The organism is Desulfosarcina variabilis str. Montpellier, from assembly GCF_048565275.1.
Lineage (GTDB): Bacteria > Desulfobacterota > Desulfobacteria > Desulfobacterales > Desulfosarcinaceae > Desulfosarcina > Desulfosarcina variabilis.
Window position 1 is genome coordinate 5,925,214 of record NZ_CP159846.1, and the last position, 14,369, is coordinate 5,939,582.

Here is a 14,369-nt window from a genome sequence, read left to right on the forward strand (position 1 = left end):
CTTTTCCTTTATTGTTGAATATGGAGGATATCTCAAAAAGTGGCGAAAAAAAAAGAATTTCTAAAAAACATTCATTATTTCAGAGCATTTGCCATAGTAAACATTGTAATTGTTCATGTTTGGAGCATTCCTGAAATGTATAAAGACTATAATCGGGCATTATACACTTTTGTCGATATTACCAAGCAAGTGCTATTTCATGATAGCACAATTTATTTCATCTTTATTTCCGGCTTTTTATTCCACCACCTCTCACCCACTTTTGAATTAAAAAAATATTATAAAAACAAGCTTTTTTACGTTTTTTTTCCATATCTATTCATAACAATGTTAATTTTAATATTTAAAAGCATAGATTACTCGAATTTTTCACTCTCTTATAGCATTCCAATAAAATTGGTCGTTGAAACCTTTATATACGGCAAAGCCCAAATTCAATTTTGGTATGTTCCATTTATTTTCATCGTATTCTTAGTCAGTCCAATAATCTTAAAAATTCCTAAACATTTTTTCCCGTATATATTTATTTTATCAAGCGTTCTGCCATTACTCGGTACGAGAACAGGCACTCGCATTTCATTTTGTCAGTATATCTATTTCTTTCCAATCTACCTTCAGGGTGTATGGGCATCAATGAATTATTTCAGATTCCTATCATTGATTCGTTCAAATAAAAACAAATTATTTTTTATAGCATTTTTTTCTACTCTTATGCTTATATATCTATCTGACAAACCTTATTGTCTTGGCATGATAAATATTTATGAAGCATTTCATTATCTTCAAAAAATTTCAATATCATTTTTGGTCATCATTGCTTTAAAAAAAATAGAACATAAAGATATACCGATTTTAAATTTATTAGCGACATATAGCTTCTCAATTTTCTTTATTCATTTTATGATAGGCAATGACTATTTTAAAAACTATTTTTATTATTTGATTCCTGATACATCCTTATTGATATTGGCAGCATCAATAACTTTTATTATTATCGTTATTTTTGTAACTCTCATTATTAGCATGAGCATAAAAAGATTATTAGGTAATCAATCGAGATTTTTGATAGGCGTATAAAAAATATGTAGATCAAACCGCTGGATAGATTATTCCGACAGCCGACACATAGGTACGAAATCTTAACAAAGCCTGATTTGTTTGTTATTATTATAATTCGTTGATACCTTCTTAAAAAACCGCAGCAGGTTCCTTATGCCCCCTCTGTTCAGATGTCTTGAGCCATCGATCCGGGAGATTTTCTTTATCAACCCGCATTAATACAGCAGGAGCATTGGAAAGACCTGCGACACTTTCGTCATCTCTTGCGATCGTTGTCATATTAAGAAGTCTTTTATATATCCTCTCGTGACGAGGGTTAAACGTAAACAGCATTGTCTCAACACCGTTCATAAGAGCATGATCAACCGTCTTCTGGATCAGCTTCATGACCACTTTTCTCACATTTCTGCATGACTTCCTTGTTGCGATGCGCCATGAAGCAGCGAGCATACGGTTTTCGAGCCGGATCTGATTACATTCCTCTCTAAAGTCCTCATCAACATGCATTCCATAAAGCCCGTCAAACGTTACGGAATTCGTCCCTATAACTTTACAGTTATCAAGGGCAACAAGCACAGTAGTTTCAGGTATACCATCCAGATGAGGATAATGAATAAGTTTTCCATGAGGCTGCTCTTTAATATAACCCTTCTCGAGATAGGCATCATGCACGATCCTGTACACTTCTTTCATCTCCTGCGAAGTCCTTACAGGCCTTACCCTTATTTCTTCATCTTCATGATGAAAGCTATCTCCATGGGAAACCAGTTTCAGTCTTTGAGTAATATTTAAACTTATTTTCTCAACATTTCCATTCATAGTATGATCCTCTCTTAAAAAAATAGCAATGTATTATCATTACGGCTTCCTTTGTACAGAAGCCCCTCCCCTGCCTTTCTGCTTCGCACCCTCTCCTGCAGCCAAGCGATATTCATCCGTATCCTTGCAGAATGAGAATAAACCAATAACTCGACGATCAAATTTTTAATACGAGATTAGAGAATTTGTGGTAACAGCTTATTACAATGCCCTCGGGTATCAGCATCCAACGGCAGTTTAGAAAAGCAGTATTTAAAGCGACTCAGGAAGAATAAAGGTAAAACCAGTCTATGAGGAGGATACTGCTATTTAGATATCATTCAGTTTTTCAATTACTAATCATTTAAAAACACAAATGAGATAAAGTACAACAAACACCTTAATCTCCAATAAATATAATTTGTTTTATCTCATTTTTTCTTTCTCATGATGTTCTCTTTTTAACTTGAATTAACACCTCACTGCAATTTGCTACATTAGAGAAAAATAAATAAATGTCAAGAGTATTTTTTGAGCTCTTTATTACGCTCCAATATTGCATAAAAAAGATAGAGAAATATCGCTAATAAACATGACTACCTTCTATGAGATAAATCCGGCTGTCATTTTTGGGATCAACTATCGGTGGATTCCAGGATCAGGCGATTTTTTCTTTATCTCTTTTTCCCTATAGGCTTCGCATGGATAAGCCCTGGCGAGTCGGAAAAGCCTTAAGACCACCAGATCCAGCGACGCCAGGGGATCGCGGTAAAAGACTGCAGCATTCACCCTTGACGCCTTGACTCTGTCGCCCTTAAGGCTTCTGCAATATTGGGGTAAATGCCACAGAGAGGGAGCAGCAATTTAATTAAAAACTAAAGGTTATTTTAGTTGCACCATAATACCATTTGTCTTCACTCCAGTCGCTATCTGGATTATCCAAAGCGATTACACTGGCCGTTCCATCCACCATATGCCCTTCGAGTTTGAACACCCAGTAATCGTTAAGATCGAAACGCAAGGTCATTGCCAAATCTTTTTGCCAGGCGCCATGGTCAGCCTTCCCACGGGCGACAAGCTTATCGCCATTTTTGTCATCTTTGTCCGGATATAATTCTGCATAATATGCCCCAAGGGTGAACAAATCAGTGAATTTATAAGATGCGGCAAGATAATAGCAAACCTGTGTGGTATCACTGTTCAACAGGGTTGATTCGATATCATTGTCTATCCAATGATATTCACCGCTAATCACCAAACCATTCCATGTAAACTCTAATGAAAAGATTTGGCCAAAAAAATCTGCATCAGCTACCACAGCGGTGCCACCGATGGTTGGATAACTTTGATCTATTAAAAGTGTTGAACGTACACTCCCTGATGAAATCGAATAGTTCAGCAGGAGTCCTTCAAGCGGCGTATCCCAGCGAATGGCGCCACCGTATGTTGTGTCATAGTCGTTCTCGCCGCTCTGGGTGGCAAGGCCCGACATCAGATTATTGGTATATTTTGCCTCTCCGCTTTCACTATCAGCTGAAACGGCACCACCTACAAACTGATAATTCAAGTCTCCTATGACACCGAGGGGAATAACGCCGTAAAGCCCTCCTCCACTGACGGCGTTGAACGTCTCACGTAAAAGGCTCTTATAAATCCCCTGGGGCATGATGATTTGCGTATAGAGCATGTCCATGTCCTGTATTTCGCCGTATAACCCTGTGGGTAATTTGATTTTTCCTGCGCGGATACCCAACCAGTCTCGCCAACGATAGTCTCCATAGGCCCAATCCATGGTCACTTTATTATTGCTTATATCTCCCAAATCCCGACTGAAAAGTTGGATACCGACTCGAAGACGGTCGCTTTGTTTTTTGCTAAAATTGATACCAACCTCGTTAAACTCGAAGGTACCGTCAATACTATTGTGGGCCAGGTAATTGTACTCATCGCTATACAGAAAGCCTTGTGAGACAAATCCATGCACATCCACATCCGCCAGGGAGGTCGCCTCTGCGGGGGCAACTATAAATCCCAAACCAAGCAACACTCCCAAAAGCACCGTCATACCAACTTTGTTCCGATTCATCGATTCGCTCCTTTATTATTTCTCATTGACAACTTTTACAGAAGTCACATCAGTGGAACTGGATACATATCCCACGGCCAGTTCACGTCTGGCCACATAAGCGACCAACTCGCTTTCCGTTGAGAATGATTTGGGTTCTGCGCCTTTCCCACTGAATATCTGCTTTCTCCAGAATGCAGAAAATTGGGATGGTATCTTTTTAACAAAAATTTTTAGAAACGCTTTATGGACATCACCAGATGTGAGTATTACAACTTCAATGGGGCGACCATCGGACCAAGTTGTCTTTTTGCCCAGAAACACGCGCTTGATCATTTTTTGATCCATTGTGTCCACCGGGGCATTGGGGCTGGCAATTACACGAACATCTGCAGCCTCAACCGTTTGCCACATGGTTATTATGGCTATTGATAACAATAATCCGGCCACCATTGATCTCGCAACAATGCTCCTTCTTTTCATCTTTTTCTTCCTCCTGCGATTTCGAAATACATAAATAGACAGCTGCCGTTCAGTTGTAGCTAACTTAGATGATTCTAGTTGTTATAGACCTTATTTACAACAGAAAAAAGGAACAAGCTTACCGAAATTTAATGTTTTGGACAGTTTTTTGAAAAAACAATGAGATGTTTTTTGAACGAATGAAATTAAGTGCTTCATCGCTATCAATGTTAACGTGCTGATTTTTTTAAATTAAATATGCCCAAAAAATTATCCGGATTATTGATATACCGTGAGAAAAAAAAATCAACTATGTGCAATAATGAGTACCCTCATTTCTCTATTGACTAAATTGTGCCTCTTTATTATAGCCGCCGGCCGACCTGTGCTTAGGGTTAAAGCCAACTCCTTGCAAGTACCGAAAGCGTTGAGAGGAACTTTTGATCATTACCATCTTTATTCTCACCCTTGAGCACACAATTTGCATAACTTAATTGGGTTGGGATTTTGAATTTAAAGATTCAACGCCCAAACAACAAAACATAATTACAAAAACAAAGGGATCTGAGTAATGATGGTGATCAAACCAGCGTTATTCTGCCTATGGCCGCCCCTCCCAACCCAATGTCAAACAATACCGCATCAAGTAAATTCTCAACAGTCAGTTGAGGGCAGCTCAATGTTTCCAGGATCGAGTATTTTACGGTCAGCGGTGCAAGGGTCAAATTGGCCATTTCTGGATGGATGCTAATTGGCTTTTTTATTCATTTTCAGCAACCGCCTTTATTCACAGCATACCAGTGGAACCAGGTACCCAGCCTATGGTCAGATCGTATTCGATCACATAAAACCAATTCACGTTCCGAGAAAATAGTTGGGAGGTGAGGCATTTCATATAAGCACTTGTTCTCTTCACTCGGTTAATAAGAAACGGCCATTTACTCATTTTTTCTTATGTTAGATCACTCAAAGTATGGCCAAAATCACTATCGATTTAAAAACGTGAGCCTATTCGAGATTTCTCAAAATTTTAATAGATTGATCTACATATACTGTGAGAAAGAAAAAATCAACTATGTGCAAGAATGAGTACATTCGATACGTTATTGATAAAAATTCTGTATTGTTGTGCTGGATACAGATGGGTATTCCCTGCCTGTGGAATCCAAGTTCCTTACAACAACTGAACGCCTTGAAAGGTTTTTTCTCTTTATCATCGATTTTTTTAACCTGTGAGCATGCAACTTGCATAACTTGCAAAGTGTTGGGATTCTGAGTTCAATTTTTTCCCGCCAGGTCCATACGCAAGTTCCCATACATCGCTTTTTTTGGATCACGATGTAAAAATGAGGAACAAAATCCCCATTGATCGTTAATAACCGTCGACGGGGTTGATGTCCCTTGAATGGACCGGTCCAATGAGTGGTGAATAGAGAAGTTCGGTTCCATTGCCAGGCACCGTTGCGTTGCAAATCGGTTAAACGGATAGGCGGATAGGCGCGATCGCTGCTGTTATCCCACTCTATTTTCATGACGACACAAAAAACGCGCAACCATCTGCCGTCGATCAGACGTTCCGACGGTTTGATCCAGTGACCAAACAGCAAAGCGCGCAACTGCCCCAAAAGAATGTAACCAATTATTGTTTTGTATATTTTTACCGTCAAGAAAGGGAGTTTTTTATGTTCCAAAGAATAAGCGTCAGAATAGCCATCGTTGTCAGCGCTTTTGCCATTATCATGATCACGACTGTTTTTTTCTTCACCATATACAAAATGGGCAATTCTATCAGTGAAATACAAACACGTGGAAAAGAATCGTCCATTATTGGTGCAAAAAGCGTGGGTACGATAATCGAAAACGCCATCAGTTTTAAAATCCTCACCAAAATTGATTTTTTCGATTCTCAGTTTGTTCCCTTGAAAAACACGGAACCTCAAGAATATGAAACCAAATTCGACAGATTTCTCAATGGTGCATTATCGCCGATCTTCCATGAATATCTTCAGAACAAAGATGTTGTTTATGCAAGAGCGGTTGATCTGAATGGATATGTACCGGTGAAAACCATTATTGATAAAAAATTACAAAACCCGGTCATTGATGCCTCTGGGAAACAGATACTATTGGATGACCGGACGAACAAAGCATCGCTTGATGATAAAAAGGGATTGGTTCAAATTTATAGCGATGATAATGACATTACCATCACTGAATTCTCTGCACCGATCTATGTTCAAGGCATGCGATGGGGAACATTCTTTGTGGGATATAAGAATTATCCGGCAGCCAATCTTTCAACTTTTTTTACCCCGCTACTGTTGATTGAATATATCATCTTTTTGATAGTTGCGATCCTCGTCATTTTTTTAAGTGTCAACTATTTCCTAACACCGATCGCTCAACTTTCAAAAATGACTTCCAGTGCCGCCGACGGCAACATCGACGAAGAAATTTCTGTTGCCGGCAACTCCGATCTTAGTGATTTGGGCAGAACGATCAATCGTCTTCGGATCAGCATGAAGGTAGCCATTGAACGCCTTTCTATCAACTGATGTTAAATAAATGTGTTATCTACTGATCTTATAACGACCAATCCATTCGACTCTTCGTTGATGTGTATTTGGGGTGTGTAATGAAAAAAATAGCAGGCGTAATAGTGTTAGTCACGGTATTGTTTACCTGTTTGCAGGTTTATACGGCTTTTGCTGAACGTATCACGACTTATGAAGATTTATTGGTAGCATTATCAGAAGGGAAAAGTTCACAGCATCGAAAAAATGTTTCAGACTTGATTTATGGGTCTCAGAAAACAATGATCGATCAATACAGTAAAAAGAACGTCATTCCCAGTTCTGTATCGCGCTATTTTAAATTCAAGGATCCCATTGCCATCCACCCCATCAGCGACCAGTATTTTGCGGTGTCATTCAACGCCGAAACAACCAAACATAATTACAAGAACAAAGTGATCTGGGTTTTGTTTTTCAACCGCTCATCGCCTGGTGAAATAAGTTATGCTCAAAGATATCTTTCCTGGGAAAATCCAGATGATATCAATCAATATCTTAAATCTCCTGAAAAAATGTTCTGCAGACAACTAAAAACAGTTTATGGAATTGATTGTAAAGCGCAATACGATGAAGATACTCGTTCGGAAAACAATCCAACGCTTAAAGAAGATATCCCCCCTTCGTACATTCAAAGTGAAATGGATCAAAAAGCCAATATCGATCATACTCACAATGGTTCAGATATTGTTGCAGGGAAAATAAAGGCCGAATTTATTGACGAGGCCATTTGCCGTGACAGCGAGCTCAGCGACGCCATCGCCGCTTTGAAAAATGGTGGTGATCAGACCAGCGTTATTCTGCCTATAGCCACCCCTCCCAACGCGATATCAAATCGGGTTGACCAGCTTGAATTGCAGATGAAGGAGAATATGGCTTTAAGAGCTGAAGTAAAAGCCTTGAAAAAAACGGTGCAACAGCTAGCCGGCCTGCTGGCGGGGGTCACCCGACAAGACGATGAAATCATATTCAGCGGCGTCAATATTCACCTGGTCAACGGCAACCAGGCCACCGATGGAACACCCAATGGGCGCGGCAACTTGATTGTCGGCTATAATGAAGCCGCCACAACTCAAATCAGTAATGCCCGCAATGGCTCCCACAATCTGATTATTGGAAAAAATCATTCATATACATCTTTTGGCGGGCTTGTGGTCGGCGAATCCAATTCGATCACCAAGCCCTGTGCCGTGGTCAGCGGCGGATTCAATAATACCGCATCGGGTAAATTCTCAACCGTCAGCGGTGGACAACTCAACACTGCCAGCGGCGATTATTCAACGGTTAGCGGTGGATTGACGCGAAAGGCGGAAAAAAATAACAACTGGGCGGGTGGAAATCAATATTCACCCAACTAGCGGCCAGTTGGGCTTGGTTCTAAGGGTGCAGATATTAAGGGACGGTTAAAAAAAGGCTGAACCCATTTTACCCCCTCGTTCCCCCATGCAGAGCGTGGGAACGAGGGGGTAAAATCTACAAGCGATTGCCCCGGTGCTCCCCACGCAAAGCATGGGAGCAAGCCGACACACCAACATGGATTTTTTCGTATAAGCGGTTTTTAAAAACCAAAAGTAATCTTGGCAACACCGTAGTACCAATCACTTTCGCTCCAATCCGTGTCAGGGTTGTCTTGCGTTAAAACGTTGGCTGTCCCGTCCATGGCATGGCCTTCGATCTTGAAAACCCAATATTCACTTAAGTCAAAACGCAAAGTAACCGCCACGTCTTTCTCCCAAGCGTTATGATCGGGAAGGCCGGCAGCGACAAGCTTCTCTCCATCTTTGTCATCTTTGTCAGGAAAATACGTTGAATAGTACGCACCAAGGGTAAACCAGTCGTTGAACTGATAAGATGCAGCAAGATAATAGCTCAAACCGGTTGCATCACTGGCCAAGGTAGACATTGCCATAAAGACCGCCTCCATTCGCCGCATTTGAGGTTTCCCGCAAGAGGTCCCGATAAATACCTTGGGGCATAACGATATTGGTACGAAGCATATCCATATCCCGGATATCATTGTAAAGCCCCACGGGCAGTTTGAGCCTGCCAGCGCGAATCCCCAACCAATCTTTCCAGCGATAGTCGCCATAGGCCCAGTCCAGCGTCACTTTGTACTCATCGCTATAGATGTAGCCTTGTGAAATATAGCCATGGATATCCACACCACCCAGGGATGCGGCACTGACCGGGGCAGAAAAAAAGATCAAACCGGCCGACAAGAAAGTGGTATTGTCAGAAAGCAAAAGTCCACAGCTCCAAAATAAAATATCAGACATCATCCAGAAATCTCAGAAAGCGATGATTGATCAATACAGCAAGCAAAACTTCATTCCCAGTTCTGTATCGCGCTATTTTAAATATAAGGCGCCAATTGCCATCCACCCCATCAGCGAACAGCATGTTGCGGTATCATTCAATGCCGAAACAACCAAACATAATTATAAAAACAAAGTAATCTGGGTCTTGTTTTTCAATCGCTCATCGCCCGGCGACATACGTTATGCTGAAAAATTCCTTTCCTTGGAAAAGTCAGCCGAAATTGCTCAGTATATCAAATCCCCTGAAGATATGATTTGCAACAAGCTAAAATCAGTTTATGGAATGGATTGTAAAACGCAAGCCGTTGAGGATACCGGATCGGAAAACAATCTAACGCTCAAAGCAGATATGGTATCCCATTCGTTTATTCAAAATGAGTTAGATAAAAAAGCCAATATCGACCATCTTCACAACGGCTCGGATATTATGGCAGGGAAAATAAAGGCCGAATTTATTGACGAGGCCATTTGCTGCGACAGCGAGCTCAGCGAAGCCATCGCCGCTTTGAAAAATGGTGGTAATCAAACCAGCATTGTTCTGCCGATCCCTACCCCCAACGCGATGTCAAAGCGGGTTGACCGGCTTGAGTTGCAGATGAAGGAGAATATGGCTTTAAGAGCTGAAGTAAAAGCCTTGAAAAAAACGGTGCAACAGCTAGCCGGCCTGCTGGCGGGGGTCACCCGACAAGACGATGAAATCATATTCAGCGGCGTCAATATTCACCTGGTCAACGGCAACCAGGCCACCGATGGAACACCCAATGGGCGCGGCAACTTGATTGTCGGCTATAATGAAGCCGCCACAACTCAAATCAGTAATGCCCGCAATGGCTCCCACAATCTGATTATTGGAAAAAATCATTCATATACATCTTTTGGCGGGCTTGTGGTCGGCGAATCCAATTCGATCACCAAGCCCTGTGCCGTGGTCAGCGGCGGATTCAATAATACCGCATCGGGTAAATTCTCAACGGTCAGTGGAGGGCAGCTCAATGTTGCCAGTGGGGAATATTCAACGGTCAGCGGTGGATTGACGCGAAAGGCTGAGAAAAATAACAACTGGGCCGGCGGAAATCAATATTCAACCAAATAATATCCGATTTTTACGCGTTCATCATCGTTGACCACGATCAAAAGTCTGATGATTCACAAACATTTTTTGGCCAAGGCACCGAACCGAAACAATGTTGAGTCGCTCGGGGTCGATATCGACCTTTCGCTCTGCGGTTTGCCCCGTGGTGCTTCGAACGGTTAAGGTGATGGGGGATGTGCCAAACGTTCCACAGTAAAAAAGAACCCTTTTGGGCGCCAGATTCCATGCCCGAATATCAGTTTTGTACAGGACTTGATTCATCCCCGAAAGGAGGATTTGTTCAATCTGGAACAAAGCCGTATTTTTTCCTTTTTTCGTGGTCTCATCGAGAATGGCTTTGTCTTTAATGGTTTGGGACACGACTCGCAAGGTTGCCTTGGTGATGTTTGCCACAAGATCTTCATCATATTGTTTAAGCGCCAGCAAATCCAGATCGGCCAATGCCTCCATGCGATCGTTCACCGTGGAGGAACCATCCACAATATTGATGGTCGACACACCGGTGCGTGTCGTCTGAATTTTTGCCAGAGAAAAATGGGTTAATGTCTTGGAGACCGGATTATAGAAAGGCACTTGGAAATTTTCTTTGTACGGGGCAAACCCTACCTGGGAAAAAATGTAGACATTGGTCTTTGATGTCAGTGAAGCGGGATTGTTTTTAAAATCGCGATACAGGCGTTTCACATAGCGATTGTCTGTCAGGGCATCGGCATTTTTTAACTGGGGTCTGGCATTTTCCCACTCTTGATTTAGTGCGAACACAAGGGCGGAAAGCAGATAGGTGTACCCGTTCTCATATGAATTTCTTATATTTCGGATCGCCTGTTGCTGCTCACCATCAAGGCCTGCCTTTTTGGTTAATTTTCCGACTTCCGCATCCATATCAAGGTTTCCTATTTTTTCCTTTTTGGCCTTTTGTTTGACGGAGGTCTTTTCCTTGGCAATCTGAGCCGCCTTGAACTGGGCATATTCTCTAATACGACGGTTACAATTGATCGATCTTTGCACTTCAACCCTTGCGGCATTTAGATTTCCCATCATCAGGAAGTTCGTGGCCTTGATGTTGTGGATATATATTTTCTCATAGGACGCCATCTCATATTCACCCGATCCTTCACCGATTAAAATATCAAGAAAATCGGTCGTCGTGTTTCGGGCATTGAGTTTGGCCCGTTCCTCTCTTTTGGTGTACTTTACATATGCAGATTCAAGAATCGTATTACTGTTTTGATAGTCTTTCACCAACGGGTACATGGCGCCAAGCTCAAGCAGGTCAATCAAGTCGGCGCTGCCATCAATGTCCCCACTGCGGTTATAAATGGTCTTCTCAAGAAAACCGATATCCAATGTTCCCTTTTTAACAATGGCCTCTTTGACCGAATTCATCCGGGACGTATGCATTTGGGCGGCACATCCAACCAGAACCGCCAATAAAGCCAGAACACGTATAATTCTTTTAAAGGAATTTATCTTCATGGTTTAGAAAATTTGATAATCAAAAAATCGTTGCCTTCAACCGATTCGATTCTTGTTGCAATTCCTTTTCTTTCCAATCCAGACAGCAGCTCCCTTTGAAAATCAAACTTTTTTCCAAGATAATTGATGTCCACTTGAACCTGATCGGAAAACTGGTTGCGCACATTTTTATCCCGGTACCCGCCTAAGTTTTCGATTACACCGACAATGGTATCCAGATCATTCGGGCCGAATCCCTTAAACCGGCAGGTATAAAGCGTCCCCTCATTGGTTTGTCGTTCAAAATAAGCAAGGGTGTCCGCCATTGTGTTTTCGGCAACCTGTTGGGCCAGCCTGGATACCGCTTTGGCGACCATCGGACTCTCATAGTAATTCGTCTGCATGCTTTTCGAAGTTCTGACCCGCTTGGATTTTGCATTGGAAGCGATCAGTTCCGCGGTACCGGGTGATATGGATTGAATCGATAGGGTCAGTGTGACTTCTTTAAAATATGGATTGGAAAGATCTCCTCGATCCGAGGCATCGACGTCAAATAGCAATAACAGGTCGGCCTGGTACGTTAACGCCAAGCGGGACATGCCCTGCAAATCGGTATTGGCTACACGGTGCTGTTCTGCCTGTCGAACAAAATCTTTTGCAAAGGAACGCTTGATCACCATAAATCCCTTTTTCAGGAAGGCATCGTTGATCGCGCGTCCCGCCTCCTTGATCACGATGGTACCCGCTTCTGATTCGCCATCTTCTTCCGGCAGATAGACCACCATAAAGCGGGGATTGCCCACGCGCTGTTTAAGAATACCAATGGCCCTTAAATCCGCTTTGATATCTGCCGTATCCACGGTCGCTTCAATGCAGGTCTCAACTGCTTTTCCACTGGGCGTCAATCCTTCTGACGTCACCTTGTAGTCGGTAACGTATCCTGACGCCCGAGAGTAGATCCGATCCTGGATCAAAACAGCGTTATTGACGATCGTGTCGGAGTCAATAAGCGTGCCAAGGCCCATTTCAACGGCATTTCTTTGGGCATCCTGCAGCGCCTTGGTCTTTGCCCGCCCAATGTTGCCGTCCTCGACCTGGGCCATCCCACAGGCCTGCAGTGTTTTTGGGGCACCATCAACCACAGAAGGAAACATGAGCAGCACACCAACCATGAAGATCATGAATCGTCCGGCACCGGCGTGGATACCGGTTTTGATTTCGCTTTGGAGGCTCGCTTTCATTTTACGCTCCTGTCGGGTGGATGATGAGCCGTTGATTACCATCCAAGAAGTCTCTTCTTGGCAAATTTTCTCAGTTGGGTTTCATCGGCCCATTCCAGGGTGCCGGTTTTAAAGTCCACCATTTTTAAGGTAAATTTATAAAAAACATCTTTGGTGTCCTCGGTAATGGTTCGAATGTTTGTCAATTCACCATAAATACGATATCTGGGGGCCTGCTGATCAGAAAGGTAAAGCTCCCGATCCTCATCGCTTATCCTTGTCTCAAAAGCCTCTTCAGCGGCTCTTTTTTCGTAGTCCTGCCGTTCGCTATAATCCACGGCAAAGCGGACCTTCCCGCTGTTCACGATTTTTGTGGTAATGGAATCGGTGATCGATTTGGTATCGATATGTTCGTCGGTTTTATTTTTTACCGTATCGACTCTCACCAATGGACGCTGGCCTCCGAAATCAAAACGCTCAACCAGGGATTGAGCCATATTTTCAGCAACGATAATCAAGTCTGTTGCACTGAAGGTTGTATAGGCTTGCCCATCATAGCCTGGATCGACTCTCTCGGTCTTCATTCCTGTGGCGCAGCCCATGAAAAGAAGTAAAGAAATGATCAAAATCAACGCTTTTCCGTTGATAGCCATATGTTGCCTCCTTAATAACCATGCTGACGGTTCTGTTTATTACACTCTGTTGAAATTAATACACATTTGATTTGATCTAAAAGTATCGGGCTCAACCTTAATAGTGGATACGGATGTCCCCCATTTGTCAAGCCATTTTTTCCATCGCCGCTTTTTTGCATGGCAAAGCGCAGTTTATCCAAGGTAACCGCAGGTAAGTCAGGTTCATCGGGATCGCTATCGGAATCGAAAGTAGTTACAGTGTCCCCTTGTTTGTTGATGGGGATTCGGTAACCATCAGGCTTGTATGTCCATGTATCGTTTCTTCTCGATAGCGATACCGATTTGGATTATCAAATCGATCCAAATGCGATTGAAAGAATTCTTAAGAACCTGCACTGCGGGTTATATTTTGTGGACCGCCATCGGGTAATCACCTACTGGAATAAGGCGGCTGAGGAAATCTCAGGATATACATCAGACGAGGTTATGGGCATGTCCTGCTATGACAATCTGCTGATCCATATCGACGCGGATACCATGGATAGCATTATTGAAAGGGTTGAGGCACTGTTGTACAAAAGCAAAAAAGATGGCCGAAACCGCTTAACCATGGGGTAAGGGTTTTTTCCCTGGGACGAGGAGGCACCCGCTGCAGCGCTGCCGGGCAATGACGGCAGAGGTGGTAGCGTTTATT

The 14,369-nt window shown here is 42.6% G+C and carries 13 protein-coding genes; 5 read left to right on the forward strand and 8 right to left on the reverse strand.

Features of this window, described 5'->3' with window-relative positions; genetic code table 11:
• The first annotated feature begins 39 nt into the window (after nt 1–39).
• The gene (locus tag Dvar_RS26690) at nt 40–1,077 is read left to right on the forward strand and encodes an acyltransferase family protein (protein WP_419656173.1); all 1,038 of its coding nucleotides are present in this window, start codon (nt 40–42) and stop codon (nt 1,075–1,077) included.
• A gap of 111 nt (nt 1,078–1,188) precedes the next feature.
• Here Dvar_RS26690 and Dvar_RS26695 read toward each other — a convergent pair whose 3' ends face one another.
• The 3 genes from Dvar_RS26695 to Dvar_RS26705 all read right to left on the reverse strand — a co-directional run bounded on the left by Dvar_RS26695 (nt 1,189) and on the right by Dvar_RS26705 (nt 4,405).
• A complete protein-coding gene (locus tag Dvar_RS26695) occupies nt 1,189–1,878 on the reverse strand; it encodes an N-acyl amino acid synthase FeeM domain-containing protein (protein WP_419656174.1) in 690 nt (229 codons plus the stop codon).
• A gap of 847 nt (nt 1,879–2,725) precedes the next feature.
• Nucleotides 2,726–3,943 (reverse strand): hypothetical protein, encoded by a 1,218-nt coding sequence (locus Dvar_RS26700; RefSeq protein WP_419656175.1) that lies wholly within the window; start codon nt 3,941–3,943, stop codon nt 2,726–2,728.
• A 15-nt stretch (nt 3,944–3,958) separates the two neighbouring features.
• Nucleotides 3,959–4,405, reverse strand: a complete 447-nt coding sequence (locus Dvar_RS26705) for a hypothetical protein (RefSeq protein ID WP_419656176.1) — start codon at nt 4,403–4,405, stop codon at nt 3,959–3,961.
• A 1,571-nt stretch (nt 4,406–5,976) separates the two neighbouring features.
• Between Dvar_RS26705 and Dvar_RS26710 the strand changes: the two genes are divergently transcribed.
• The gene (locus Dvar_RS26710) at nt 5,977–6,939 is read left to right on the forward strand and encodes a HAMP domain-containing protein (RefSeq protein WP_419656177.1); all 963 of its coding nucleotides are present in this window, start codon (nt 5,977–5,979) and stop codon (nt 6,937–6,939) included.
• A gap of 80 nt (nt 6,940–7,019) precedes the next feature.
• Nucleotides 7,020–8,312, forward strand: coding sequence for a hypothetical protein (locus tag Dvar_RS26715; protein ID WP_419656178.1), 1,293 nt, complete (start codon nt 7,020–7,022; stop codon nt 8,310–8,312).
• A gap of 200 nt (nt 8,313–8,512) precedes the next feature.
• Here Dvar_RS26715 and Dvar_RS26720 read toward each other — a convergent pair whose 3' ends face one another.
• Together Dvar_RS26720 and Dvar_RS26725 are read right to left on the reverse strand one after the other, a co-directional pair.
• Nucleotides 8,513–8,863, reverse strand: a complete 351-nt coding sequence (locus Dvar_RS26720; RefSeq protein WP_419656179.1) for a hypothetical protein — start codon at nt 8,861–8,863, stop codon at nt 8,513–8,515.
• The gene (locus tag Dvar_RS26725; protein ID WP_419656180.1) at nt 8,838–9,197 is read right to left on the reverse strand and encodes a hypothetical protein; all 360 of its coding nucleotides are present in this window, start codon (nt 9,195–9,197) and stop codon (nt 8,838–8,840) included. The genes Dvar_RS26720 and Dvar_RS26725 overlap by 26 nt, the downstream gene beginning before the upstream one ends.
• 358 nt (nt 9,198–9,555) lie before the next feature.
• Between Dvar_RS26725 and Dvar_RS26730 the strand changes: the two genes are divergently transcribed.
• The gene (locus Dvar_RS26730) at nt 9,556–10,365 is read left to right on the forward strand and encodes a hypothetical protein (protein WP_419656181.1); all 810 of its coding nucleotides are present in this window, start codon (nt 9,556–9,558) and stop codon (nt 10,363–10,365) included.
• 21 nt (nt 10,366–10,386) lie between these two features.
• Here Dvar_RS26730 and Dvar_RS26735 read toward each other — a convergent pair whose 3' ends face one another.
• The 3 genes from Dvar_RS26735 to Dvar_RS26745 form a co-directional block, all read right to left on the reverse strand.
• Nucleotides 10,387–11,766, reverse strand: a complete 1,380-nt coding sequence (locus tag Dvar_RS26735) for a hypothetical protein (protein WP_419656182.1) — start codon at nt 11,764–11,766, stop codon at nt 10,387–10,389.
• Nucleotides 11,767–11,837: 71 nt separating this feature from the next.
• Nucleotides 11,838–13,061, reverse strand: a complete 1,224-nt coding sequence (locus Dvar_RS26740) for a hypothetical protein (RefSeq protein ID WP_419656183.1) — start codon at nt 13,059–13,061, stop codon at nt 11,838–11,840.
• Nucleotides 13,062–13,096: 35 nt separating this feature from the next.
• Nucleotides 13,097–13,693: a penicillin-binding protein activator LpoB gene (locus Dvar_RS26745; protein ID WP_419656184.1), complete on the reverse strand. Its 597-nt coding sequence runs from the start codon at nt 13,691–13,693 to the stop codon at nt 13,097–13,099.
• Between the two features lie 282 nt (nt 13,694–13,975).
• Between Dvar_RS26745 and Dvar_RS26750 the strand changes: the two genes are divergently transcribed.
• Nucleotides 13,976–14,293, forward strand: a complete 318-nt coding sequence (locus tag Dvar_RS26750) for a PAS domain-containing protein (RefSeq protein WP_419656185.1) — start codon at nt 13,976–13,978, stop codon at nt 14,291–14,293.
• Nucleotides 14,294–14,369: the final 76 nt, after the last annotated feature.